Origin of the sequence: Gordonia hydrophobica NBRC 16057 (assembly GCF_001592365.1) — a bacterium.
GTDB lineage: Bacteria > Actinomycetota > Actinomycetes > Mycobacteriales > Mycobacteriaceae > Gordonia > Gordonia hydrophobica.
On sequence record NZ_BCWU01000011.1, the window covers coordinates 1 to 24775 of the forward strand.

At 67.2% G+C, this 24775-nt stretch carries 21 protein-coding genes; 6 read left to right on the forward strand and 15 right to left on the reverse strand.

What is annotated here, in order from left to right; translation table 11 throughout:
- A partial coding sequence (locus GH2_RS16765) for an acyl-CoA dehydrogenase family protein (protein WP_174545362.1) occupies positions 1-525 on the reverse strand: 525 nt, incomplete at its 3' end.
- Positions 526-721: 196 nt separating this feature from the next.
- Between GH2_RS16765 and GH2_RS16770 the strand changes: the two genes are divergently transcribed.
- Together GH2_RS16770 and GH2_RS16775 are read left to right on the forward strand one after the other, a co-directional pair.
- A complete protein-coding gene (locus GH2_RS16770; protein WP_066170624.1) occupies positions 722-1780 on the forward strand; it encodes a LacI family DNA-binding transcriptional regulator in 1059 nt (352 codons plus the stop codon).
- On the forward strand, positions 1777-2820 hold the full coding sequence (locus GH2_RS16775) for a LacI family DNA-binding transcriptional regulator (protein WP_066170627.1): 1044 nt from the start codon (positions 1777-1779) through the stop codon (positions 2818-2820). The genes GH2_RS16770 and GH2_RS16775 overlap by 4 nt, the downstream gene beginning before the upstream one ends.
- Positions 2821-2884: 64 nt before the next feature.
- On the opposite strand, the gene GH2_RS16780 is transcribed toward GH2_RS16775, so the two are convergent.
- The 9 genes from GH2_RS16780 to GH2_RS16820 all read right to left on the reverse strand — a co-directional run bounded on the left by GH2_RS16780 (position 2885) and on the right by GH2_RS16820 (position 11508).
- A complete protein-coding gene (locus tag GH2_RS16780; protein ID WP_066170629.1) occupies positions 2885-3631 on the reverse strand; it encodes an SDR family NAD(P)-dependent oxidoreductase in 747 nt (248 codons plus the stop codon).
- Positions 3632-3657: 26 nt separating this feature from the next.
- Positions 3658-4470: an SDR family NAD(P)-dependent oxidoreductase gene (locus tag GH2_RS16785; protein WP_066170935.1), complete on the reverse strand. Its 813-nt coding sequence runs from the start codon at positions 4468-4470 to the stop codon at positions 3658-3660.
- Between the two features lie 32 nt (positions 4471-4502).
- Positions 4503-5864: an MFS transporter gene (locus GH2_RS16790; RefSeq protein ID WP_084247579.1), complete on the reverse strand. Its 1362-nt coding sequence runs from the start codon at positions 5862-5864 to the stop codon at positions 4503-4505.
- Positions 5865-6013: 149 nt separating this feature from the next.
- Positions 6014-7036 carry an asparaginase gene (locus tag GH2_RS16795; protein ID WP_204700996.1) on the reverse strand — a complete coding sequence of 341 codons (1023 nt, stop codon included), beginning with the start codon at positions 7034-7036 and terminating at the stop codon, positions 6014-6016.
- Between the two features lie 68 nt (positions 7037-7104).
- On the reverse strand, positions 7105-8058 hold the full coding sequence (locus GH2_RS16800; RefSeq protein WP_066170632.1) for a CobW family GTP-binding protein: 954 nt from the start codon (positions 8056-8058) through the stop codon (positions 7105-7107).
- Positions 8055-8366 carry a hypothetical protein gene (locus GH2_RS16805; protein WP_157086129.1) on the reverse strand — a complete coding sequence of 104 codons (312 nt, stop codon included), beginning with the start codon at positions 8364-8366 and terminating at the stop codon, positions 8055-8057. Before GH2_RS16805 ends, GH2_RS16800 begins: the two co-directional genes overlap by 4 nt.
- Before the next feature lie 25 nt (positions 8367-8391).
- On the reverse strand, positions 8392-9294 hold the full coding sequence (locus GH2_RS16810; protein ID WP_066170638.1) for a polysaccharide deacetylase family protein: 903 nt from the start codon (positions 9292-9294) through the stop codon (positions 8392-8394).
- A gap of 201 nt (positions 9295-9495) precedes the next feature.
- Positions 9496-10200, reverse strand: a complete 705-nt coding sequence (locus tag GH2_RS16815) for a hypothetical protein (RefSeq protein ID WP_157086130.1) — start codon at positions 10198-10200, stop codon at positions 9496-9498.
- A gap of 75 nt (positions 10201-10275) precedes the next feature.
- On the reverse strand, positions 10276-11508 hold the full coding sequence (locus tag GH2_RS16820) for a pyridoxal phosphate-dependent aminotransferase (protein ID WP_066170947.1): 1233 nt from the start codon (positions 11506-11508) through the stop codon (positions 10276-10278).
- A 106-nt stretch (positions 11509-11614) separates the two neighbouring features.
- Here GH2_RS16820 and GH2_RS16825 point away from each other — a divergent pair, with 106 nt between their 5' ends.
- Positions 11615-13039 (forward strand): aminotransferase-like domain-containing protein, encoded by a 1425-nt coding sequence (locus GH2_RS16825; protein ID WP_066170640.1) that lies wholly within the window; start codon positions 11615-11617, stop codon positions 13037-13039.
- A gap of 169 nt (positions 13040-13208) precedes the next feature.
- Here the strand turns inward: GH2_RS16825 and GH2_RS16830 are convergent, their stop codons facing one another.
- The 5 genes from GH2_RS16830 to GH2_RS16850 form a co-directional block, all read right to left on the reverse strand.
- Positions 13209-15230 carry a CocE/NonD family hydrolase gene (locus tag GH2_RS16830; RefSeq protein WP_239588929.1) on the reverse strand — a complete coding sequence of 674 codons (2022 nt, stop codon included), beginning with the start codon at positions 15228-15230 and terminating at the stop codon, positions 13209-13211.
- A 313-nt stretch (positions 15231-15543) separates the two neighbouring features.
- Positions 15544-16194: a TetR/AcrR family transcriptional regulator gene (locus GH2_RS16835; protein WP_066170647.1), complete on the reverse strand. Its 651-nt coding sequence runs from the start codon at positions 16192-16194 to the stop codon at positions 15544-15546.
- A 90-nt stretch (positions 16195-16284) separates the two neighbouring features.
- On the reverse strand, positions 16285-17280 hold the full coding sequence (locus GH2_RS16840; protein WP_066170949.1) for an oxygenase MpaB family protein: 996 nt from the start codon (positions 17278-17280) through the stop codon (positions 16285-16287).
- An 83-nt stretch (positions 17281-17363) separates the two neighbouring features.
- Positions 17364-19265: an acyl-CoA dehydrogenase family protein gene (locus GH2_RS16845; protein WP_066170650.1), complete on the reverse strand. Its 1902-nt coding sequence runs from the start codon at positions 19263-19265 to the stop codon at positions 17364-17366.
- A gap of 108 nt (positions 19266-19373) precedes the next feature.
- Complete coding sequence (locus GH2_RS16850; protein ID WP_066170655.1) at positions 19374-21098, reverse strand: acyl-CoA dehydrogenase family protein; 1725 nt, start codon at positions 21096-21098, stop codon at positions 19374-19376.
- A gap of 248 nt (positions 21099-21346) precedes the next feature.
- Between GH2_RS16850 and GH2_RS16855 the strand changes: the two genes are divergently transcribed.
- From GH2_RS16855 to GH2_RS16865, 3 genes are read left to right on the forward strand one after another with little or no spacing between them, the layout of a single operon-like run.
- On the forward strand, positions 21347-22132 hold the full coding sequence (locus GH2_RS16855; RefSeq protein ID WP_066170658.1) for a crotonase/enoyl-CoA hydratase family protein: 786 nt from the start codon (positions 21347-21349) through the stop codon (positions 22130-22132).
- A complete protein-coding gene (locus GH2_RS16860) occupies positions 22129-23949 on the forward strand; it encodes an AMP-dependent synthetase/ligase (protein ID WP_066170661.1) in 1821 nt (606 codons plus the stop codon). Before GH2_RS16855 ends, GH2_RS16860 begins: the two co-directional genes overlap by 4 nt.
- Before the next feature lie 25 nt (positions 23950-23974).
- Positions 23975-24754 carry an SDR family oxidoreductase gene (locus GH2_RS16865; RefSeq protein ID WP_066170664.1) on the forward strand — a complete coding sequence of 260 codons (780 nt, stop codon included), beginning with the start codon at positions 23975-23977 and terminating at the stop codon, positions 24752-24754.
- Positions 24755-24775: the final 21 nt, after the last annotated feature.

The following is a 24775-nucleotide window of genomic DNA, read 5'->3' on the forward strand; positions in this document are numbered from 1 at the left end:
GGCCACCGAACCGTTGGTGATCCACATCTTGGCGCCGTTCAGAATCCAGTCGCCGCCGTCGCGCACCGCCCGGGTCCGCATCCCGCCCGGATCCGAACCGAAGTCGGGCTCGGTCAGACCGAAACAGCCGATCGCCTCCCCCGCCGCCATCCGCGGCAGCCACTCCTGCTTCTGCTCCTCGCTACCCCAGTGATGGATCGCGAACATCGCCAACGACCCCTGCACCGACACCAACGAACGAATACCGGAATCGATCGCCTCCAACTCCAAGCACGCCAGCCCGTAGTCGACCGCGCTCATCCCCGCACAGCCGTACCCCTCCAGATGCATCCCCAGGACACCCAGACCACCGAGTTGCTTCGCCAACTCCTTCGCCGGAATCCGCGCCTCCTCAAACCACTCCGCAACATGCGGACGGATCTTCTCCTCACCGAACTTGCGAACAGTGTCACGAATCTGCCGCTCCTCATCAGTGAGGAGCGAATCGAGCGCAAAGAGCTCGGTGACGGTACGGGTATCGGCCATGTCGATTCCTTATCTCGGGGCAGTTGGTCGAATCACGATCATCCACTCGGTGTGCAATGCATTGCGCAATCGATTGCATCGTGATGGAATGAGAGTATCCAGAGCCGATGCGTCACGTCAACACCGTGATCGGACCCGACCACCACAGCGATAGGCTGACACCCAGATCTGCCGCCCACTTCACGAAGGACGCCTCGTGCCCGAAGCCGAATCCGGTTCGACCAACCGCCGTCGAGCACCGACGCTGCGTGAGGTCGCCGAGCGCGCAGGCGTCCACCTGTCCACGGTCTCGCGGGTGCTGCGCGAAACCGAGCCACCGGATGGTTGGTCGCCGACCGCTCTCCGCGTCCGCGAGGTCGCCGACGAGCTCGGGTACGCCCCGAACCCCTGGGCGGCCAGTCTGCGAACCCGCCGCACCGACACCATCGGCGTGGTGATGCCGCGCTTGACCGACACAGTGATGGCGACGATGTTCGAGGGCATTGAACATGCAGCGACGGAGGCGGGCTACTCGGTGCTGCTGACCAGTCCCCCGGACACCGTCAGCGCCCAGCAACGGTCCATCGAGTTCCTGCGCAGTCGCCAAGTGGACGGGCTGCTGCTGACCAGTCTGCACCGGGATGCCGATGCCTTCCTCGACTCGCTGCGCCTGCAGAACACTCGGGTCCTGCTGATGAACCGCCATGCCGACAGTCGGGTCCCGGCCATCACCGGAGACGACCGACGCGGCGGACGACTGGCCGCCGAGCATCTCGTCGCACTCGGCCACCGTGAGATCGGGGTGATCGCCGGACCGCAGCACGCGACCACCGCGGCCGACCGGGTCGCGGGGTTCGCCGAGGTGCTCGCCGAGGCGGGGATTCCGCTGCCCGCCGAACGCATCCGCTATTCGGGTTTCGAAGTCGACGGCGGACTCGACGCTGCACGGGCACTTCTCGATCGTCCGGACCGGGTGACGGCCGTGTTCTCGGTCAACGACACCGCAGCGATCGGCGTCCTCGGCGTCGCCCGCGATCTCGGTCTGCGCATCCCCGACGATCTCTCGCTGGTGGGCTACAACGACATCCCGCTGGTCGCCCAGCTTCCGGTCCCGCTGACCACGATTCACAGTCACGCCGGACTCATCGGTCAGACCGCGGTTCACCGCATGATCGAGTTGATCGAAGGGAAGCCCGTCGCCTCCGAGCGGGTGCCCGTCGAGCTCATCGTGCGGGCGTCGACGGCGCCACCCTCCACCTCCAGGCCTGCGCCATGACCGGGCCCCAGCGTGCTCCTCGCCCGCCGACGATGAAAGAGATCGCCGAGCGTGCAGGCGTTCACACCTCGACCGTCTCGCGTGTCCTGCGCCAGACCGAGCCGGTCGACGGCTGGTCGGAGGCGGCACGACGCATCCACGAGGTGGCCGCCGAGCTCGGTTACCGGCCGAACCCGTGGGCGGCGAGCCTGCGCACCCGGCGTACGACGACGATCGGCGCGGTGATGCCGCGTCTGACGGACGGTGTGGTCGCGACCATCTACCAGGGCGCCGAGCAGGCCGCGCGGGCAGCCGGCTACTCGTTGCTGCTCAGCAGTCCGCCCGATGACCCGGCAGAACAGCGTGCCGCCATCGATCTGTTGGCGGGGCGCCAGGTGGACGGACTGCTGCTCTCAAGCTTGCACAGCCCCGCCGCGGACTACGTCGCCGACCTCGGCCTGTCGATGCCGATGGTGACGCTGAACCGGCACGCCGACGCGAAGTTGCCGCACGCGGGAGGCGACGATCATCGCGGCGGTCTCCTCGCCGGCCGGCACTTGTTGGCCTGCGGCTATCGGCGGCTCGCGGTGATCGGCGGACCCGAGCACGCCACCACTGGACGCGACCGCCTCAACGGCTTCCTCGCAGCGATGGCCGAGGCAGGCGTCGCCGTCTCCCCCGACCGCGTCACCCACGCCTCGTTCGACGTGTCCGGTGGCATCGAGGCGGCGACGCGCCTGTTCGACAATCCCGACCGCCCCGACGCCGTCTTCGCGGTCAGCGACTCGATCGCCATCGGCGTGCTCGGTGTGGCCAGAGATCGCGGCCTGTCGATTCCCGACGAACTCGGCGTGGTCGGCTACAACGACATCCCGTTCGCAGCCCAGCTGCCCGTCCCGTTGACCACGGTGATCACCCCGGCTCACGCCATCGGCGCCGCAGGCGTCCAACTTCTCCTGGCCCTGATCGACCATCCCGACACCGTGCCCGAGGACACGATCCTGCCGGTGACACTCGCCGCGCGCGGATCAACCCGCACGGTGACGGCGGACGCGCGCTGAACCGGCGGAAGCCGCCCCGGGAGGAGTTCCCGGGGCGGCCGCCCGTGTGGTCCGCACGATCGGACTACGGCATCACATCGCCGGAGTTCGGTCCCAGCACCTGCCCCACGTACAGGTTGCCGCCGGGTTCGGAGGCCAGCAGCACGGCCGTGGGCGCGATCTCTTCGACGGTGCCGAACCGCCGCAGCGGCAACTCAGCCTGCTTCGCCGCGCGCCACTCCTCGGTGATCCCGGCCAGGAGCGGAGTCTCCACCGGTCCGGGCGCGATCGCGTTGACCAGCACTCCATGCGGTGCCATCTCGCGCGCGAGGGCTTTGGTGAGGCCGATGACCCCGGCCTTCGCCGCGCTGTAGTGCACCAGCGACTCGCCGCCTTTGATGCCCAACTGGCTGGCGATGTTGATGATCCGACCGGAGCCCTGCGCCACCATGTGCGGCGTGGCCCAGCGACAGCTCAGGAACACACTGGTCAGGTCTACCGAGATCATCTGGTGCCAGAGCGCCGGGTCCATGTCGATCAGCGGCGCCTCGGTCAGCATCCCCGCCGCGTTCACCAGGATGTCGAGGCGGCCGAGTTCGGCGACGCAGTCGTCGATCACGGTCTTCGTGGCGTCGGAGTCGGTCACGTCGACCACCGCGGTCCGCACCTGGACGCCCTGCGCCTCGCATCGTGCCCGCGTCGTCTCGAGGGCGTCACCGTTCAGATCGGCAAGCACCAGGTGCGCACCGCTGTCGGCGTAGGCCTGGGCGATGGCCGCCCCGATGCCGCTGCCTGCGCCCGTGATCAGCGCGATCTTGTCTTTCAGAAGCATGTCGGGAGATCCTTTCTTAGGGTCGGTCATTCGGGCCAGCGGACGGTGAGCCCGCCGTCGACGATCACCTGCTGACCGGTCAGATAGACCGAGTCGTCGGAGGTGAGGAAACGGATGACTCGGGCCACGTCGTCGGCCCGCCCGACGCGCCCGGCGGGGATGCCCGCGACGGCCGCGGCCAGTCCCTCGGCCCCGAGGGAGTTGTCGGCGTCGAGCGACTGCGGGGTCTCGATGAGTCCCGGGATGACGGCATTCACCCGAATGCCGCGGGGTGCGAGCTCGGTCGCCAGTGATCGGCACAGCCCGGCCTGGCCGGACTTGGCTGCCGCATAGTGCGCGTGGTCGTCCCAGCCGTAGACGCCGCCGGCGATCGAGGAGATCGCCACCATCGCACCACCGGTGGTCATCCGCTGGGCGGTCGACCGGAACAGTCGGACCACGCCGGTGAGATCGACGTCGAGCATGTCGGCCCAGCGCTGGTCGGTCATCTCCGACAGGGAGCTGCGACGCAGGATCCCGGCGGCGGCGACCGCGATGTCGAGGCGCCCGAACGCGTCGATCGCCGTCTGCGCGAGCGCTTCCACCTGCTCGCTGCTGCGGACGTCGACTGCCACCGCCACGCAGCGGCGCCCTTCTGCGACGACGGCGTCGACGGTCTCGGAGACATCGTGCGGATCGCCCGGGTAGTAGCCGACGACGGTGTCGGCGCCGGCACGGGCGTAGGCGACGGCCAGTGCCCGACCGATGCCACTCGCACCACCGGTGATGACGGCGACCTTGCCGTCGAGTCCGTCGTCGCGGTGTAGTTCAGAACGGTGCGGTTCAGAGTTGGTTGTCATTGCTTCTCCCAGATTGGTCTCGAGTCGAGCGGTCACTGTTCCGGATTCCGCGCGCCAAGCATCAGCACGCCGGAGATGAAGATGCCCAGGGCACCGGCGACGAAGGCCGCCGTGGTCACGGGCAAGCCTGCCGCCATCACCGCGGTGAGCACGCCGCTGCCGGCGATGGCACCCAGCGGTCCCATCACGTGCGCTGTGTTGGAGCCGATGCCGCGCACACGAGCCGGGAACGATTCACCCATGTAGAAGACCATCGCGGCGTAGGGCCCGAGCAGGAAGAACAGTCCGATGGCGTACATCGTGATCACGAATCCAGCGGAGTCGGGACCGAACAGCATCGCGCTCATCGCGAGACCGCCGACCGTCCAGCCGATCATGATCGTGGTGCGACGGCCGATTCGATCGCCGAGCCAGCCGTGAAACAGGTAGCCCAGGAAGCCTGCACCATTGGCCAGGATCAAGATCACCAGCGCATTGGAGAACGAGACGCCCTTGCCGTCGGTGAGGATCGTGGTGCCCAAGACGGAGAACACCTGGATGCCCATCCAGTTCAGCAGCCAGGCCCCGGAGAGACAGACGGTGTGGCGCCGCAGATCCGGCTCGAAGAGCTGACGCAGGCCGGACTCGTCGTCGCGGCTGACGTCGAGATCGTAGAGTTCGGCGAGCGTGGCGGCCTCGGCCTCGCGACCTTCGGCGCGCAGTTCCCGGCTGCGACGCAGTGCGACGAACGACGGCGACTCGAACAGGCGACGACCCAGGATCACGATCGCGATGGCCGGGAAGGTGGCGATCAAGAAGACCCAGCGCCAGCTCACGAGGGGTAGCAGTACCGCGGCGAACGCCGACGCCAGCAGCGCGCCGACCGGCCATCCACTCTGGACCAGGCTGTATCGGAAGCCCCGCTTCGCCTCCTTGCCGTACATCTCGTTGAGGTAGACGCCGTTGACGACCTCCTCTGAGTAGCCGAGCCCGGACAGCGAGCGCACGCCGATCAGCGACAGCGCGCCGACCACCCCCGCGGTCAACCCGGAGGCCAGGGCTGCACCGGCGGTCGTGATGATCAGTGCCGGCTTGCGGCCGTATCGGTCCAAGAGCGGTCCGACAGCCAGCGACACGATGAAGGTGCCTGCCGTGACCCAGGTCGCGATGGCGGTCGCATACGACGCGGACCAGCCGAACTCGTCGGCGATCTTGGGCAGCAGGGTGCCGAAGAGGACGAAGTCGTACACCGAGAAGACCCACGCCAGGAAGCACACGACCGAGGTGACGCGGATGACGCGTGGACTGATGGTCGGCGGTCCTTGGAGGAGCAGCTCGTCGGAGGGCCGGGCATTGCGCGGCCACACGTGGTCGATGTCCGGCGGCCGTGATGCGACGGAGTCGGAGACGTTCATGAGGATTCCTTTTGACGGGCCCGAGTTCGGGCATGGGGGAACCGTCCGGCGGGGCACAGCGAGCCGGACTGGAGTCGATGATCAGACGATGAGGTCGGGGCGGAAGGTGGTTGGGAGGCCGCGGTGGAACGGAGTCGGTCGCGCCGGTGTCAGGCCCGGATCGGGCCGCTCGTCGAGCTGACCGCGGCGAAGGTCTCAGCGATCGCGTCAGTGTCCTGACCGGCGGCGAGGCACAGCATGAGCAGGAGTCGAGCCTTGAGTCCGTCGAGCGCTCCGGCCCGGATCAGCCCCAGTTCGAGCAGTTCGATCTCGGAACCGGCGAAGCGGTAGGTCTGGGTGAGCACCTCGCCCGATCCGGTTCGCGAGGCCAGCACGACCGGCATCGCGGCGGCCAGTTCGGCGACGGCGGGCAGTGCTGCGACCGGAACGTGGCCACCGCCGAACGCCTCGATCACGACACCGTGATAGCCGAGGTCGGCTAGGGTTCCCAGGATGCGGCCGTCGTCGTCGAGGCCCAGCCGGATCAGTGCGACGGGTGACACCGCGACGTCGTCGGGAACGTCGACGCCGGATCGGCTCGACGGCCGCAGCGGGACCACGGGCCGCCCTTCGGAGACCCAACCGATCGGGCCCAGGCCCGGCGAGACGAAGGTCGACGGACTCGACGTGTGGCTCTTGTGCACGTATCGCGCCGCGTGGATCTCGTCACCGAGACAGACCGTCACACCGGTGCCGACCGCCTGGGCCGATGCAGCGACCTGAACCGCGCTGAGCAGATTGGCAGGTCCGTCCGCCCCCGGCAGCGACGGATTTCGCATGGCCCCCGTGTACACGATCGGCTCCTCGCCGGACCACAACAGGTCCATCACGAACGCGGTCTCCTCGATGCTGTCGGTGCCCTGAGTGACCACGGCACCCACGGCCCCGTCGGCGACGGAGTCCGCGATGGCGTTCCGCAGCCGCACCAGGTCGGCGATGGTGATCTCGGGTGACGGGGTGAGTAGGAGCTGGTGCGCACGGACCTCGGCGACCTGGTCGAGGCCGTCGACCGAATCTGCGATGTCTTGCGCGGTCAATGTCGGTACCGCTCCGTCGTCGTTGCCGCGAACACTGGCGATGGTTCCACCGAAGGCGAAATAGTCGATACGAGGCAGGGCGGGTGATGCGGTCACGATGGGGCTTTCTGTGTGGTGAGGTGGTGGACGGCGGGGCTGCGGCGCAGGTCCGATGTCCGTCCGGGTCAGGATTCCGCCGAGAGTGCTCGGCGGTGGGCGTCCCACGACGCACGCACGGTCGCGGGATCGAGGTCACGAACAACGAAGAGCAGTCCGTGGTCTTCGTCGTCATCGGCGGCGGCGTCGAGCACGGTCGGGAGGCCGATGGTGCCGCGCGCCGCGTGCAGGATCACCGGGCCGCGAGGTGTGCGGAGCAGTCCTTTCAGACGCAGGATCTGGTGCGGGTAGGCCACGACCAACGCGCTGAGCCACAGCGAGAACACCGTCCAATCGACCGTCCCCGACACCGGGATCCACGCCGATCGCGGAGTGGACTGCGTCGTCGCCGCAGGGAGCGGGACTGCATCGGCGGGATGGAACGCCGGGATGGGAGGTGGGCGACCGAAAGCACTCACCTCGAGCACCGCCCCGGGATTCATCGCCGCGACGGTGGCGAGGACGACGCCGAGCCCGTGGTCGTCGACGAGGTCGGCCTTGGTCACGATGACGGTGTCCGCTTGTTCGACCTGCTCTCGAGCGAGCGGTTCATGGATCAGGTCCGAGACTCCGCGCGCCGCGTCGACCGTGACGACGACGTCGACGACGGTCACGTTCGAGACGAGCACGCGATCACGGTCGACGGCCTGCAGAATGCGGGCCGGATCGGCCAAACCGCTGGTCTCCAACACCACCCGGTTCGGACCCGTTCGGGAATGTCTCCGCTCGCAGAGGTCACGGAGCAGGGCCACCAGCGCGTCCAGTCGATCACAGCACGCGCATCCGCCCAACAGCGTCAGCACGTCGGCTGCGAGATCCGGGGCGCGTTCGCCGGCGTCGTTGACGATGACGACCGTGTCCGGGTCGCGATACGCACGGTCGAGCAATGTCGTCTTGCCTGAACCGAGAAAGCCACCGATCACGGTCAACAACATCCGGGAGTCGGTGCGGCCGGCGGCCACGGCGCCGGGCGGCGGGGTCATCGACCTGACTCCGCGCGCTCCCGGAGTCGTGCGATGAGCAGCGGATCGAGCGGATCGAACGGCCGCCCGGACAGTTCCGCGACGGCAGGCCACACCGCAGCGAGGTCCGACACCACGCGCGTACGCCCGTCGGCCGTGCTCACCGTGTACCCGGTGCCCGCCAAGTCGGCCTCCACGCGCGTCCCGAACCCGGCGAGTTGTGCGGCGAGCACCCGAATGGACGCCGCCCGAGCCCGGCGTCGTGCACCGGCGTCGTCGGGCACGCCGACCGCGCACCACGCAGGCGGCGGGACCGGCGTTCCACACATCCCACACATCAGAGTCCTCCGACGATCAGTAGTCCACGGGACGTTCGGCGCCGACGAACGGGAAGCGCTGACGGAAGTCCTCCGCCGTCTCCTCCATCGTCATCCAGCGGACGCCCTCGTGACCGTTGATGTAATCGATCAGCCGCTCGAGCATCAGCAACACCTGCGGTCGGCCGGAGACGTCCGGGTGAATCGTGATCGGGAAGATCGCGTAGTCGAGTTCGCGGTACACCCAATCGAACTGGTCGCGCCACAGCTCCTCGATATCGCGCGGATTCACGAACCCGTGCGAGTTCGGCGAGGCCTTCATGAACATCATCGGAGGCAGGTCGTCCACGTACCAGTTGGCGCCGATCTCGACCAGGTCGATCTCCGTGCCGTGCACCATCGGTTTCATCCACTCCGCGGCCGTCTTCGAGTAGTCGATGGTGGTCCACGAATCCCCCGACCGCGCATAGAACGGAACGAAGTCCTTGAATCCCTGACTGTGGTCGTACTTGAATCCGTACTTGAGGAGCAGGTCGGGAGTGTTCGAGGAGAGTTCCCACCACGGAGCCACATAGCCGCGCGGCGACTGCCCCGACAATTCGGTGACCAGTTCTACCGACCTCGCCAGCACGTCCTCTTCCTGTGCCGCCGTCATCGCGACCGGGTTCTCGTGCAGGTAACCGTGCGCGCCGATCTCGTGGCCCTCGGCCGCGACCATCGCGCACTCGTCGGGGAACGTCTCGATGCTGTGTCCGGGGATGAACCAGCTGGTCTTGAGCCCGTGTCGGTTGAACATCTTGAGCAACCGGGGCACACCGACTTGGCCCGACCAGACACCTCGCTGAATGTCTGACGGTGAGTCGGCGCCGCCGTACGAGCCGATCCAGCCCGCAACCGCATCGATGTCGACGCCGAAGCTGACGATGATCTCCTTGGCCATGTGTACCTCCTACAGATGTCTGGTGATGACGTTCTCAAGTAGTTGAAAGAACGTTTGCAAGAACGTTCTTTTTAGAGAGTATGTGATGGCAGTAACAAAGGTCAAGAGGTCGGTGTCCGGTCACGTCGACGCAGGTCGTGTACCGGGTCGAGTGCGCCAGCCACCCCGACGACGACGCGCAGTCGTCGGACGGGGATCAGGTCAGATGCAGTATCCGCACTCGCCGTTCGCCGGCAGGACGGTGAAGCAGGTGGGGCAGAGCTTCGGCTTCGGCTCTTCCTTCGGTGCAGCCTTCGGCACAGGTGCAGCCTTCGGCTTGGCGGCCCGAGTCGCGCTCGGGGCGCCCGCCGCCGAGTCGGCTTTCGCCGTCGGCGCGGACTTGGTCCGGGGCTTCGGCGCCGCCTTCGGTTTGGTCTGCTTGGCCGGACGTCGGGCCGCGCGCTTCTCACTCACGCGCGGGGTCAGCGTCGGCCGGGCGCCCGCGGGGACCGCCGCGCCATACCGCTGGTAGCAGGCGAAACGCTGGTGCGCGGCGTCCACCTCGACGTCGTCGAGCCGGGACCGGCCCGCCGCTTCGACAAGCTTCAGGTAGACCTCGCCCACCGACTGGTCCAGGCGCACGCACAGCGATGCCAGCAGCGGCTCGTCGTCGTTCTGATTGCGAGTGACGGCAAGGAGGAGGTCGTCGATCCACAGTCGCACCGGCTTGCCCGCGCGGACGCCGCTGTCGTTCTGCACGCGCAGTGCGAGTTCGGCCTGCGTGATGAACATCCCATACACGCCGGCGATCTCGATGAGGACGTCGCGAGCCGCGACCGCCCACTCGTCGAGGGCGTCAGCGTAAGGAACCGGCATGTCATTGGAGATCCGCTTCGCGGAGATGCTGGAATCGTCGTCGATGGCCACCCGAAAACGCTACGTCGTGGCGCGGCGATAGTCGAATCAGTCTGCCGTCCGTTCCGATGCCGTCCACGCTCCGCGCTATCCGCGACGGCGTCGATCCAGATAGCCGCCGATCGATCCGACCGCGCGTTCGAGCACCTGGGCGTCGGGCAGGCAGGCGATGCGGAAGTGGTCCGGCTTGGGCCAGTTGAAGCCGGTGCCGTGCGTGACCAGGATGTGCTCGGTGCGCAGCAGGTCGAGGACGAACTCCTCGTCGCTGTCAATCCCGAAGAGTTCGGTGTCGACGCGCGGGAAGCAGTACAGCGCGCCGCGCGGCGCCACGCAGCTCACGCCGGGAATCGCGTTGAGCGCCTCGGAGGTCAGCGCGAGCTGCGATTCGAGGACGCCGCCGGGATCCACGACGTCGGCGGGCAGCGGCGACTCGGGTGTGCCCGCACCGAGCGCGAGCGGAATCGCATACTGGCCCGCCACGTTGGGGCACACGCGCATGTTCGAGAGCAGGGTGATCCCCTCCAACAGGTCTTCGGCGCGGCCCAGCGGGCCGGTCGCGACCACCCATCCCGCCCGGTACCCACATACGCGGTAGGCCTTCGAGAGCCCACCGAACGTGAGGCAGAGGACGTCGTCGCCCGCCGCCAGTGCAGCGTGATGGTGGCGAGCCTCGCCGAACACGACCTCCTCGTAGATCTCGTCGCTGAGCAGCACCAGTCCGTGTCGTCGCGCGATGTCGGCCATCCCGCGGACGATCTCCTCGCTGTAGACGGCGCCGGTGGGGTTGTTCGGATTGATCATCACCAGCGCGGTGGTCCGCGGCGTCACCTTCGACTCGATGTCGGCCAGCGACGGATTCCAGCCGTTCTCCTCATCCGCCAGGTAGTGGACCGCGACGCCCCCGGTGAGGTTCACCGCGCCCGTCCAGGTGGGATAGTCGGGTGCGGGCACCAGGATCTCGTCGCCAGGATTCACCAGCGCCTGGAGCGTGAGCGTGATGAGCTCGCTGACTCCGTTGCCCAGGAAGACGTCGTCGGCCGTCACCTCGTCGATCCCGCAGCGTCGATAATGGTCGGCAACGGCCTCCCGCGCCACCGGGATGCCGCGCGAGTCCGAGTACGCCTGCGCCGCATCGAGGTTCTCGGCCACCGCGGCCATGATCTCGGGCCGTGCTTCGAGTCCGAACGGGCGCATGTTGCCGAGGTTCAGACGCAGGATGCTGTGCCCCTCGGCTTCCAGTCGCATGGCTTCGGTGAGGATCGGCCCGCGGACGTCGTAGCGGACGTTGCGGAGGCGGTCGGACTGTCGGTACATCGTCATGGCGACCATCTCACCGCGTAAGTGGCTACCCAGGAAGGCCCACTTTCGACAATTCAATGGAACCACTTTGTTTTGTGCGACGATTCACACGCCTATCCTTGGCCCCATGGCTCGTACCGCTCCTTCGCCGTCGCTGGTCCTTCCCGAGGTCTCGGGAACCGCCGGTCTGGTGTCCGCGGTGCTCGAGCGCATCGCCGACGGCGTCCTGACCGATGGCGACCAACTTCCGTCCAGCCGCGCACTGGCCGAACAGACCGGGCTCTCCCGCGGCACCGTGGTCCGCGCGTTCGACGAGCTCGCCGCTGCGGGCTTCGTCGTCTCGCGGCACGGTTCCGGCACCCGAGTCAGCGTCGGCGCAGTGCAGGCGGCCCGCGCGGGCGCACGGACCCGGGAGCCGGACTCCCCGCCGTCGACGACGGCCTTCGCACCCCGTCGCGGACGCCCGCTGCGCGATCTGCGACCCGGGATTCCCGATGCGACTCTGATCGATGAGCGAGCCTGGCGGCGCGCCGTGCGGACGGCGACGAGCGGCGGAATGTCCGGGCTGAATCCGTGGGAGGAACCGAGCCCCCGACTGCGTGCCGAACTGTCCGGCCACCTGCGACGACATCGCGGCATCGCCGATGCCGATCCGCTACTCTTCGACAGCTCGCGATCGGCGATCGCCGCCCTGTGCGCAGCATTCGCAGCGGCTCAGCGCAATGATCGTCCGGTCACGTTCCACACGGAGGACCCGGGATACCGCGGCGCCGTGCTGATGGCACGCGAGCACGGTCTCGACGTGCGGTTTCACCCCGCCGAACCGGACGGGCTCGACGCCGCGACCCTCGGCGACGAGCCCGCGATCGTCTTCACCACCCCGGCCCACCAGTACCCGCTCGGGCACCGAGCCAGCGTCGATCGCCGGGTGGCGCTCGTCGACTGGGCGCGGCGGACGCAGTCGTTGGTGATCGAGGACGATTACGACGGGGAGTTCCGCTACGGGGTGGCTCCGCTCCCCGCACTCGTGACGCTGCCGGGCGCCATCGAGCACGTCGCCTACGTCGGAACGTCGTCCAAGTCGCTGTCGCCGGACCTTCGGGTCGCGTGGTGCGTCCCGCCGAGCGCCCTGCGGCGCGACCTCGAGCGCTGGTTGGCCGTCCATCGTCGCGGGCCGTCGTCGCTGCCCGCGGATGCGTTGGGCGAGTTCATCGGCGCCGGAGCGATGGACCGCCACCTGGCCCGGGCCGCGCGCGTGTACAGCGATCGGAGAACGCGACTGGTGACCGCGCTCGCGCGCGAGTGCCCCGACCTCACCGTCACCGGGGTGGAGGCGGGCCTGCACCTGTGCGTGCTGCTTCCCCGGTACGACGACGAGGCGGTCGTCGCGGCGCTCGACGACGCCGGCTGGCGGACTCGCTCCTTGAGCAGCCAGTCCGCCGTGCACGCCGTGTCGGGTCTGGTGCTGACCTACTCCCGGCTCAGTGCCCGCGACGCGAGTGAGTTCGCAGCCGCACTGCGCGAAGTATTGGCGGCGGGTGTGCGGGGCTGAGGGGTCTCCCTCCCGCCGCGCGCCGCCCACTGTCACATGCTGCTGAGAACTGCTTGCTCAGCACCCTCCGGCGGCAATGTTCCGTCGGAAGCGCCTGAGCGAGCAGTTCTCAGCCGGGACCAGTCGAACAAGGCCTCGCCGACGACCATCACCGGGGAATCAATCGCCTCTAACCGATCGGCCGACTACTGGGAACCTGGAGCCAGCTCGGAGCCTTCGGATCGAGCAGCACATGCTCCGGCTTGAGTTGCGAGTCGTTCGAGATGGGACCGAACGACACCGCGCGGGGCGCATTGAACGCGTACACGCTGACGCGCAGGCGGTGACCGCGCTTCAGCAATGCGTCGGTGCCGAGCACACCGATGTCCAAGAACTGCTTGGCGCCCGGCTTCACCAGACTCCGCTCGAAGGCGTCGAGGGAGTAGTGCGGATCAACGACGTCACCGTTGGGCGCGTATCCAGTCAGCGCCGTGTCCATCTGCTTGCGGATCGACACCGTCATCGATCCGGTGGTCAGCACCTTCGACGAGCCGTCGGGCGCGACGTCGGAGACGACCGCCGCATAGAACCCGTCCTTGGCGTCGACCTGCGTCCGCAGATGCAGGTTGATGGCTCCGTTGATCGACGTCGCCTGCCGGACCGGCGCCGAGGTGAACGTCAATGCACCGCGCTCGGCGATCCGGTTGTCACCGCTGCACACGTCGAGCGGGCTCAGAAAGCCGATCTGGTCGCGGTTCGCATCGCCGGAGCAGAGCGTGGTGATCCCCGGTGCGACAGTCCATTTCGCCTTGCGCTCGGGGACTTCCGGTGACAGGGAGCCGTCGGCGACCGACGTCGGCGACGTCCCGCTCTTCTTCGGGGTCAGGTACAGGCGTCGGTGCACTTGGCCGGGCCTCGGGAACGAGGCGGACTGTACCCACCCGCCGCCTTGCTGGTGGCTGGTCGCCGACGCGTACCGATCGATTCCGTTGTCGACGCCCTTGATCCACTTGTCGAACCACGCGCGCTGCAGGACGCCGAACGCCGGCGGTTGGCCGGGGCCGCCCCGCGTGTCCCATCCGTTCGTCATGTGCTGACCGGTGCTCATCAGCAATTTCTTCTGACTGTTGGGCAGAGCGCTGAGTTGATCGAGCGCACGCCACTCCATGTTGGTGAACAGGTCTTGCCACCCGCCGACGACGAAGGTGGGGACCTGCACCTTCGACGCGTCGGTCGTCAGCGCCTTCCGGTACGACGAGTTCAGCGTGACGAGTTCTTTGGTGCGCCCGCTCAATTCGCCGGTCGATCGCGAGAACAGTCCCTGCAGGAACTCCGGTGCGAACACCGCTGGATTGTTGATCCGGTCCATCAACCATTTTGTATCGAACTGCCCGCGCAGCAGCCGCGGCAGATCAGGAATCATCTTGGCACTGTTGACCCCGAACAGCCAGAGCGCGAGAAAGCCTGCACCGTAACCGGATCCGGGCGCGACGACGTCCGCGACGATATCGGTCATCGGCGCCGCGGGGAAGATCGCCTTGAGCCCCAACGGATGCTTGGCCGCGGCCTGCAATTGATTGATCGCCGAGTAGGAGTAGCCGGCCATGCCCAGTTCGCCGTTGGAGTACGACCTCGTCCGGGCCCACTTGAGGACCTCCACAGTGTCCTTCTGCTCCCGGTTGCCGAACACGTCCCACTTACCCTGCGAGGTCCCGGTGCCGCGCACGTCGACGACGATCTGCGTATAGCCGCTGCGCACCAGTTTCGGGTCCACGGAGAACGAGCTCACGAGTCCGCCCTTGGCGACTTTGAGCAGTCGCTCGGTGCCCGAGATCGGCGTACCCGACAGGTCGACGCTCGCGAGGAAGTCGATCACCGGCTGCGACAGGTTGGGGATGTTCGTCGCCGCGGCGGCGATCATGCTGATCAGCTTGTTGTACGGCGTCATGTTCACGATCACCGGGTTCCGGTCTGCCGTCGCACGTCCCGAGCGGCCTGCCGGTCGGTAGACGTCGGCTCGCAGAACGGTGCCGTCGGACATCCGGATGGGCACGCTCGGAGTGACATGCACGCCGGCGTAGCGCTGCGGCCCGTCGTCGGTGCGCGTCCACTGCGGAGGGTTGATACCGACTGCGGGCTGCGCGTGCGTCGGCGGCGGCGCAAATGCCGTCACGGCGATCACCGCCACTACGAACACTGCTGCCGCTCTCATGAGCACTCTGACCATTTCGACTCCTGCTTCAAGTCGCCCCCGACAGGCGAGTGATGTACACGACCTCATGACGCTCGTGTGACTGCGATCGCGAGAATATTACTCATCAGTAAGCAATGTCAACGAAAGCGACTTCTCGCCCAGGTCCACGCTGGGTTCGCAGCATCCAGCACTTTCTCACTGCGCGCGGCGAGACCACGGCTTCCCTCACGATCGCCACTACCTGCGCCAACGACGTCCTTCGACGCGGCTGACCGTCGCGTCGAAGTGAGGCTCAGATCCCCGACCGAGTTCCGCGCCGCACCACCGTGATTCAGGCGTGGCGGAGGGCCCGATAGACCGACTGCCCGACGAAGGCGCCCAGGTCCTCAACAGTCCAGACCGGGTCGTCGGCCCGCTGTGACAGCAGCGTGCGCACTGCGCCTTCGCCCGCCGAGACCCACTGCTCCACGAGGACGGGAAGTTTCGCGTCGACGTCGACGGTGCCCCAGGAACGCAGGGTGGGCGCGAGGAGTTGGGCGCATCGTGCCGCGACCACCGCTCGCCCGCGCCCGAACAGATCCATCACGTCGCTGTCCGGGCTTCCGTACAGCAGGAGCCACGCTTGCGGCCTGGCCTGCACAGCACGGAGCAGCGACCGGAAGCCGTCGACGAAGACCTGCTCGGGGGCCTCCACCTGGCGGTCGTGAAGGATGGCACCGAGAGCCTCGGCGAAGTACTTCTCCTCCCGGGCGATCAACGCTTCGAGGACCGCCGTGCGGCCCGGGAAACCCGCGTAGATCACCGGGCGGGTCACGTGCATGCGCTCGGCGACGGCCACGATGGTGACCGCCGAGATGCCGGACTCCGCGGCGATCTCCAGGGCGGTGTCGAGGATCTGCGGTCGACGACGCTCCGGCCCCAGGTGACGCGCCCGGCCTCGGGACGCGGTCGCCGGTGTGCTCGCCTCAACTGCGTGCGCCATGCGGGCACTCCTCCGTTCCGTTGCGCCTGTCCTCGTCGTCGGCGCGCCGGACACGGTCAGGTCATGAATTCCGGTCCGGCGCAGCTTCTTTCACGCGACAGTGGTCGCATCCGTCGTTGCGGAGGCCTCGACTGAGCCGCTGCGACCGGTCCGCCCATAGCGCTCGCGCGCATCGGCGACCGTCACGACCGACGGGTCCGTCGGGGTCCCCGCGACCACGTGCTGATGGTACAGCTTGCCCGTCATCGGCCCGAGAGCCTGACGCGCCACCTTCGCGAAGGCCGCAGGCCGGTTCTCGATGGACGCGACGGCGGCGCGCACGAGAGGCCGGTACGCGGTCTCGAAACCGGGCGGGAGTTCGAAGCCGCCGAGCCGGCGCATCCACCGCGGCAGCGTCGCGATCGCGGCAGGCGCCGACAGTCGCGCGAGCAGCCAGATCTTCAACCCCCGCGAATACGGAGTGAAGAGCAGGTAATGCATTCCTCGGCGGGCGCGTTCGGAGACGCACAGGGTGGGGCGGACGCGCTCGAAGTACTCGCGGACCTCGGCGCGGGTCCGAGGAACGTCGGAGGTCTTGCAGGTCTGCAGCTCGGCTGCGATGACGCACTCCTCCCAGTAGCGGGCCTCTTCTTCCGGAGTCAGCGGTCCCGGCCCGTACACCTCGTAACACTTGAGCACCGAGTGCCAGCCGGTCACGTGGATCCAGAGCTGCGAATCCGGGTTGTTGGCGCTGTAGCGGCGGCCGGTGATCGGGTCGATGCCCGTCGACTTCGCGTGCACGGCCATGAGGTGTTCGGAGGCCTCGATCGCCATCTGACTGTCGCCGACGGCGACGATCAGAAAGTAGGCGAACGTGTGGTCCATCCGCCCCAGCGGATCGGAGTAGATTCCGCCGAGATCGGCGACGGATGCGGTCAGGCCCGAATCGAAGTGTTCGAGGGACACTGCGCGCTGGAATGCGATGATGGCGGTCGGCGCCGTCCACACCTTCCAGGTCGGCGAGTCCGGGCCGAAGAACCCGTAGTCGACGCTGCGGATCTGACGGTCCGGTGCGTGGAACTGAGGTCGTTGCGTGTCGGTGGTCATGGGCGATGCCTCCTTGGTGTCGGCTGCGGTCTCCGGTCGGGATGTGGTCACGGGTCGGTCTGGAGCCACAGGTCGTGCGGGGGTCACGGCGCCATCTCGTAGGCGCCGACTAAGGCGCGCGCGTGGGCGAGGACGGCAGCTTTTCGCGTGGCGTCGGCGACGGGTCTGCGGATGAGGTCCAACGACCGGGTCTGCTGTTCGGGCGTTGCCGTCGGCTTGCCGTTCAGGGTCACCGCGTGCCGTGAGAACTCACGGACCAGGAGGTCGAAGATGTGGTCAACCACCGCCGGATCGGCGTCGTCGATGTCGGCCTGTTCCAGAATCAGTTGGCCGTACGGAATCAGGGTGAACAGCTCCCCGATCGCGAACAGGAAGTCGACGTCGCGCTGCTGCTCGTCGGTGGGTGCCGCGGTGGCCAGCAGCACCTGGAACGCCACGGCCTGCTCGGTGAAGACGGCGACGTTCGGGATATGCGCGAACCCGTCGAACGCCTCCCGCCATCGGCCGAAGCGGATCTTGCCGAGTCCTGAGCTGGGCCCCTGGTGGAACAGGAACGTGTCGTCGGACGGTTCCCGGCGCACCCTGACATCCGGGGGCGTCGCCTTGGCGGCCTCCGATCGCAGTCGTGGCACGACGGGCGCCACGGCTCGTCCCGACCACCGCAGCGCCTGGGCCACCGGATCGATCACGACACTCGGTGCTCGTCCGGCACCGGGCACGCTGCGCAGTGCGGCGAGCCCCGCGTCGGTGGGATGGAACATGTAGTTGGGCATGAACTTGAGGGCGAGAGCCATATTGACGTGCACCGTGCCCTCCAGTCGCGGGAGTCCCAGCATGGCCTGCATGCCGTTCGGGAAGTACATGTCGTTCTCGAAGCCGCGGGCCGCGATGACGTCGGCCAGGTCCTCGTATATCCGCTGCCCTTGACGGGTCACCGACATCTTCTCTATCGCACTGACCAGCAGGTACCTGCGGTCGCCTGCGTGCGCGGACCGCATGTAGTCGACGGCGCGCTCGCTGTAGAGCTTCATGGCTGCCAACCGCGCGAAGCTGTCGGTCACCAAGCTCTGGACCTGCGGGAACTCGGTGACGCGTTGACCGAAGAGGATGCGGCGGTCCGCGTGGTCGATCGCCTCGTACATCGCGTGCTCGCAGGCGCCGATCGCTCCGAACCCCAGGTTGAACTTGCCGACGTTGACCGTGTTCATCGCCGCGTCGAAGGCTTCGCGGCCGGTGTGGAGGACGGCGTCGTCGTCGACCGGGTAGTCCTCGAGGTCGAATGCTGCGACGTACATCTGCGAGTCGACCACGTTCTTGCGAAGTCGGTACCCGTCGGCGGTGGGATCCGCAGCGAAGACCAGATATCCCGCGTACGCGTCGTCGGTGATCCGCCCCAGCGAGGCGGATGCATCCACCACCGATGCGTCCGTCCGCCGGCCGAAGGTCGACACCATGGCGGCGGCGTTGCCGTTGCCGATGTAGTACTTGGATCCGTTGGCGACGAACCCGCCGGTGTCGCGCGGCGTCAGCAGCATGTCGGTCGAGTACACGTCGGCGCCGTGCGCCTGCTCCGACAGCCCGAAGGCGAAGATCCCGCCGCTGTCGAGGAGATCGGCCGCGCGGTGCCGCGCGACGTCGTTCCGGCTCTGCCAGATCGGCGCGAGACCGAGGATCGTGACCTGCCAGACGTACCAGTACTCCATGCCGTAGAAGCCGAGGATCTGGCTCATCCTGGCGATACGCGCCGTGTCCCACCGCTTGTCCGGGTCCCCCGCGGCCAACGCCGCCGGCGTGAGGAACGTGGCGAAGACCTTCTCCCGCTTCACGAAGTCGAGGAAGTCCGCGTACCAGACCCGATCGCGATGGTCTGCCAGCAACTGGTTCTTGCCGCGCCCCTCGAAGTACTCCACGGTGGCGCGCAACAACTCGCGCGTCCGCGCATCGAACTCCGCGAACTCGCTCGTCGTGGGGTTGAACAGTTCCATCAGTCGCAGTTCCCTACACCCGTGAATGAATTTCATTCAGGAATGTAGCATCCGAACAGCGGAGCTGAAAAGGGCCGGGATGCGATCGGGCTGCACCCCGGCCGACCGTCAGCCGATCTCCCCGTACTCGATGCTTTCCGCAAGACTGTGGACGACGGCGAGGTGGTGGGCACCGAAGAAGTCCGCCTCGTCGATCCGTCGGCGGTCGGCGTCGTCGAGTTCGGCGTGGCCGAGCGCAGCAGTCAGCATCCGGGCATGCATCCAGCCGCCAGAGAGGATGCCGAGCAACTCGAGGTAGGGCACCGAGACGGCGAACGCGCTGCGCAGGTCATCGCGCACCGCGTGCGACATCAGCTGTCCGGTCGCGGTCTGCGCAGTGCGGAGTGCGCGATCCATCCGCTCGACGGTACGAACCGCGACCGGATGGTCGCTGTCGCGCAACGGAGCCAGGTCCCGCTCGATGAGCGCCGCAAGCTGCTGCGCGGTCTCCCCTTTGTTACGCAGCACTTTTCGGCCGACCAGGTCGTTCGACTGGATCGCGGTGGTGCCCTCGTAGATGGGGAAGATCCGAGCGTCGCGCAGATGCTGAGCAGCGCCGGTCTCCTCGATGAAGCCGAGACCGCCATGCACCTGCACGCCGTCGGAGGCGATCCGGACCGACTCCTCGGTGGCCCATCCCTTGAAGATCGGCACCATGAACTCGGCCAGCGTCGCCGCCTCGGCGTCGCCTTTGCGCTCGGCGACGTCGAGCCAGTACGACAGCTGCACCGATAGTGCGCGAATCGCGGACACCCGACTCGACATCGAGAGCAGCAACCGAGCGACGTCGGGGTGCCCGGAGATCGGAGTCCCCTCGGGACGCCCGATGACCCGCCCCTGCACACGCTCGTCGGCGTAGTCGCGCGCCTGCTGGTAGGCGCGGTCGGCGACGCCCAAGCCCTGCAGGCCGATTCCCGTGCGGCTGGCATTCATCATCACGAACATGGCGGCCAGACCGCCGTGCAACTCACCGATCAGATGTCCCGTCGCACCCTCGTACTGCAGCACGCAGGTGGGGCTGGAGTGGATCCCCAGCTTGTGCTCCAGCGACACCGTGGTGATCGCATTGCGTGCACCGGGCTTGCCTGCGGCGTCCGGTAGGAACTTCGGGACGACGAACAGCGAAAGACCACCCAGACCCGCGGGCGCATCCGGCGTGCGAGCGAGGACGAGATGCACGATGTTCTCAGTCAGATCGTGGTCGCCCCAGGTGATGAAGATCTTCTGCCCTTCGACCGACCAGGTTCCGTCGCCATTCGGTCGGGCGATGGTCCGAATGGAGGAGAGGTCCGTGCCCGCCTGCGGCTCGGTCAGGTTCATGGTCCCGGTCCACTCGCCGGCCACCATGGGCGGCAGATAGGTGTCGCGCACCTGCTGGTCGGCCGACGCATGAATCGCCAGCACTGCACCCACTGACAACCCCGTGCACAGGGAGAACGCAGCATTGGCGGCACTCCACAGTTCGCTGAGCGCATTGTGCACCGTCCACGGAACACCGTCACCGCCGATGGCTTCCGGGATGGTGATGGTTGTCCAGCCGCCTTCCACGTAGCCGCGATAGGCCTTCTGGTAACCGGACGGAGTCTGCACGGCCCCGTCGACAAGTTTGCTGCCCTCGCGATCCCCGATCGCATTGAGCGGATGGAGCACCTCGACCGCGAACTCCCCTGCGGAGGTGAGCACATCGCGGATGTCGTCGGCGCTCACCTCGCCGCCGGTGGCCTCCGCGACCACATCCTGCCCGAGGACTTCAGTGAAGAGAAAGTGATAGTCGTCGACCGGATTCCGGTACATGGCACAACCTTTCGATGATTCAAGGACGCCGCAGTGGCGCCACAGAGCCCTCCGCGCGAGATCGGGAGAACGATGACATCGCTAGACTAAATAGTCTAGACCAGTTCGTCAAATAGCAAGTTTCACCGAGTCGGCCTCATTGACGAATCGGTCTAGACGTTCTAGTCTAGTGATTCAGCGCACCGTGATACTCCGGGGCGCAGCCCCCCCCAGAACCAGACCTTCGAACAGAAAGCGGAGTCCGCACCATGGGTGAGAACAATGCCGGACGGGTGAGCCTCAGCATCACCGACGAGCACATCGCAGTCATCACCGTCGACAACGTCGCGAAGATGAACTCCTACACGCCGGACATGATGCGCGAGCTCGCTGCGCATCTGACGGCGTTCGACGAGGACGACTCGCTGTGGGCCGCCGTGTTCTGCTCGGCCGGCGAGCACACCACCGCCGGCCTGGACATGCCCAAGTTCTTCGGCCCCGACGCCGACGCCGACGTCGATCCCGGCCTCGTGGACCCGTTCGCGCTGGGCCGCCGAACCAACAAGCCGATCGTCTCGGTGGTTCAGGGCAACACCTTCACCGTCGGCATCGAGATGATGCTGGCCGCCGACATCGCCGTCGCCGCCGACACCGCCGTCTTCGCCCAACTCGAGGTGGCGCGCGGAATCGCTCCCCTGGGCGGCGCACACTTCCGCTACCTGACCCGCACCGGCTGGGGAAATGCCATGTACCACCTGCTCCGCGCGGACAAGTTCGACGCGCGGCGAGCACTCGAACTCGGGTTCGTTCAGGAGGTCGTCCCGTTCGGGCAGCACATCGACCGCGGAATCGAACTCGCCCGCGAGATCTGCGCCAACGCGCCCTTGGGCACGCGCGCCACCAAAGCCGCCGCACTGCGGTACCTGGACGAGGGCGAGCAGGCCGCGATCGCGGCGATCGACGAGGTCAAATCAAGCGTGTTCACCAGCCATGACTTCATGGAGGGAATCCAGTCGTTCATCGAACGGCGTCCGGCGAAGTTCCAGGGCAAATGACCGTCGCGGCACCGAGCGTCACCATGCGCACGATTCCGGAACTGTTGACCCACAACGCGATCACGCTGACCGGACAACCCGCGGTATCCTGGCGGGCCGAGTCCGTCACGACCACCTTCTCCTGGTCGGTCTACCGCGAGCGAGTGATGAACGTGGCCCGCGGTCTGCTCGGTCTCGGGGTCGGCCCAGATCACAATGTCGCGATCCTGCTCGGCAACACCGTCGAGCACCTTCTCACCGATCTCGCCACCGTCCACTGCGGGGCGGCGTCGATCAGCGTGTATCAGACTTTCTCTGACGTCCAGATCATGCAGGTCCTGTCCGACGCCCGACCTGCGGTGCTGATCGTCGACGACGACGCCGCCGTGGAACGGATCGACGGCTTGGCATGGTCGGGCCAGGAGAACTGCCTCATCGTGACCGTCGCGCCATCGCAACGAACCACCGACTGGGGCGCCCTCTGTCTGGCCGGCGAGGAGGCCGAGGACGAGATTCGCAGGACCCTGGAATCACGCATCGCCGACATCGACGCCGACCGGCCGGTGACCTACATCTACACCTCCGGCACCACCGGGCCACCGAAGGCCGTCACACTGAGCGGCGCCAACATCGCGTCCGCAGTCGACTCGCTGATCAGTTCCGGCACAGTCGATTTCGACTACCGGAGCGTCTCCTACCTGCCGCTGGCCCACATCGTCGAGCGGCTGTGGAGCCTGTACGTGCCGCTGCGACTGGGTGGTCATGTGGTGTGCTGCCCCGATCCGAACGAGCTCCCTGCGTTGCTCGCCGCATTCCACCCCACCTATTTCTTCGGCGTCCCGAGGATCTTTGCGAAGCTCCGTTCCGGCGTCGAGCAGATGCTCACCTCACCCGCCATGGCCGATGCCGCCGACGAGATCGCGCACAGCCGCGAACTGCTCGCCGAGCGTTCCCGACTGCTCCGTTCCGGTCGGCCGGTTCCGGAGTCGCTCACGGTGGCGGCTGCTCGGGCCAGGGGCGGAGCGCTGCGTGGGATCCGCATGCGACTCGGATTGGACCGCGTCGGCGCTGTCGGCTGCGGCGCCGCCGCGATGCCCGAGGAGCTTCACGAGTTCTGGGCGTCGCTGGGCATCGACGTCTCACTCGGGTACGGGATGACCGAGAACAGCGGCGTGGTCACCGGGGATCGGCCCGGGACCGGATCGGCCGGCTCGGTCGGCTTTCCGCTGCCCGGCTGGCAGGTGCGGATCGACGACGATGGCGAGATCCTCGTCAAGGGGCCGGGAAACACCCCCGGCTATCGAAACAGGCCGGAGGCCACCGCAGCGCTGTACACCGCCGACGGCTGGCTGCGCACCGGGGACATCGGCAGGCTCGACGACACCGGTCGCCTCTACATCACCGACCGGAAGAAGGATCTGCTCATCAACGCGGCGGGCAAGAACATCTCGCCGACGTCGATCGAAGGCGCCCTCACCGGCCGATCGATCATCGATCAGGTGGTGGTGTTCGGCGAGGGACAACGGTACATCGTTGCCCTGATCACATTGGAGCCCAATGCTCTTCGCGAATTCGCGGCACGGTCGGGACTCGTCGACGCTGAGCCGTCGGCGCTGTGCACCGCCCCGGCGATCACCGGAGAAGTCGATCGTCTGGTCGATATCGCCAACAGTCGCCTGTCCCGACCCGAGCAGATCAAGCGCTACACGATCCTCCCCGATGTGTGGACCACACAAAGCGGCGAGATGACGCCGACCATGAAGCTGCGACGCGACGCCATCAAAGCGCGGTACAACGACGTCGTCGAATCGCTGTACAACACCGAGCCCACCAGCTGATAACCACTGAAGTAAGGAAGAACTCATGAACGACGCCCTGTTCTCCGTCGCAGGCAAGAAAGTCCTGGTCACCGGCGGAACCCGCGGGATCGGCTACATGATCGCCGAGGGCCTCCTCGATGCAGGCGCCGAAGTGATCATCTCCTCGCGCAAGGCCGAGGCGTGCGACTCGGCGCAAGCGGAGTTGTCCAAGCACGGGACCGTCACCGCCATCCCGGCCGATCTCAGCGATCCTGAGCAGTCGCAGCGTCTCGCCGACGCCGTGGCCGAGATCACCGGAGAACTGCACGTCCTGGTCAACAATGCCGGAGCCACCTGGGGCGGGGATTTCGACACCTTCCCGGTGTCCGGGTGGGACAAAGTCCTCAACCTCAACCTCCGCGCGCCCTTCGTGCTCGCCCAGCAACTGCGGCCCCTGCTCGACAAGGCGAGCCGCGCCGATGATCCCGCACGAGTGATCAACATCGGATCGATCGACGGAATCGCGGTTCCCACGTTCGACAACTTCTCGTACAGTGCCGCGAAAGCCGGTCTGCATCATCTCACCAAGCACATGGCCGCCGCGCTCGCGCCGTCCATCCTGGTCAACGCGATCGCTCCGGGCCCGTTCCCAACTAAGATGCTTGCCCCCGCGCTCGCTGACGGCGGAGAGCAGATCCGGGCGTCGAACCCGCTGGGACGCATCGGCGAACCCGCTGACGCCGCAGCTCTCGCGACCTTCCTGTCGGCCCGGGGGTCGTCGTTCATCACCGGGACCACCATTCCGTTGGACGGCGGCCTGTCGACGACGATGACGGTCGGATGATCGGGCCCGCCACTCGTCCCG

Excerpts from the sequence above, each read along its gene's own strand:
- GH2_RS16840 (WP_066170949.1), bottom strand. The coding sequence starts at position 17,280 with ATGACCACCGACACGCAACGACCTCAGTTCCACGCACCGGACCGTCAG.
- GH2_RS16810 (WP_066170638.1), bottom strand. The coding sequence starts at position 9,294 with ATGGCCAAGGAGATCATCGTCAGCTTCGGCGTCGACATCGATGCGGTT.
- GH2_RS16820 (WP_066170947.1), bottom strand. The coding sequence starts at position 11,508 with ATGACGATGTACCGACAGTCCGACCGCCTCCGCAACGTCCGCTACGAC.
- GH2_RS16790 (WP_084247579.1), bottom strand. The coding sequence starts at position 5,864 with ATGAACGTCTCCGACTCCGTCGCATCACGGCCGCCGGACATCGACCAC.
- GH2_RS16865 (WP_066170664.1), top strand. The coding sequence starts at position 23,975 with ATGAACGACGCCCTGTTCTCCGTCGCAGGCAAGAAAGTCCTGGTCACC.
- GH2_RS16780 (WP_066170629.1), bottom strand. The coding sequence starts at position 3,631 with ATGCTTCTGAAAGACAAGATCGCGCTGATCACGGGCGCAGGCAGCGGC.
- GH2_RS16860 (WP_066170661.1), top strand. The coding sequence starts at position 22,129 with ATGACCGTCGCGGCACCGAGCGTCACCATGCGCACGATTCCGGAACTG.
- GH2_RS16830 (WP_239588929.1), bottom strand. The coding sequence starts at position 15,230 with ATGAGAGCGGCAGCAGTGTTCGTAGTGGCGGTGATCGCCGTGACGGCA.
- GH2_RS16845 (WP_066170650.1), bottom strand. The coding sequence starts at position 19,265 with ATGGAACTGTTCAACCCCACGACGAGCGAGTTCGCGGAGTTCGATGCG.
- GH2_RS16855 (WP_066170658.1), top strand. The coding sequence starts at position 21,347 with ATGGGTGAGAACAATGCCGGACGGGTGAGCCTCAGCATCACCGACGAG.
- GH2_RS16800 (WP_066170632.1), bottom strand. The coding sequence starts at position 8,058 with ATGACCCCGCCGCCCGGCGCCGTGGCCGCCGGCCGCACCGACTCCCGG.
- GH2_RS16785 (WP_066170935.1), bottom strand. The coding sequence starts at position 4,470 with ATGACAACCAACTCTGAACCGCACCGTTCTGAACTACACCGCGACGAC.
- GH2_RS16775 (WP_066170627.1), top strand. The coding sequence starts at position 1,777 with ATGACCGGGCCCCAGCGTGCTCCTCGCCCGCCGACGATGAAAGAGATC.
- GH2_RS16825 (WP_066170640.1), top strand. The coding sequence starts at position 11,615 with ATGGCTCGTACCGCTCCTTCGCCGTCGCTGGTCCTTCCCGAGGTCTCG.
- GH2_RS16835 (WP_066170647.1), bottom strand. The coding sequence starts at position 16,194 with ATGGCGCACGCAGTTGAGGCGAGCACACCGGCGACCGCGTCCCGAGGC.
- GH2_RS16805 (WP_157086129.1), bottom strand. The coding sequence starts at position 8,366 with ATGTGTGGAACGCCGGTCCCGCCGCCTGCGTGGTGCGCGGTCGGCGTG.
- GH2_RS16850 (WP_066170655.1), bottom strand. The coding sequence starts at position 21,098 with ATGTACCGGAATCCGGTCGACGACTATCACTTTCTCTTCACTGAAGTC.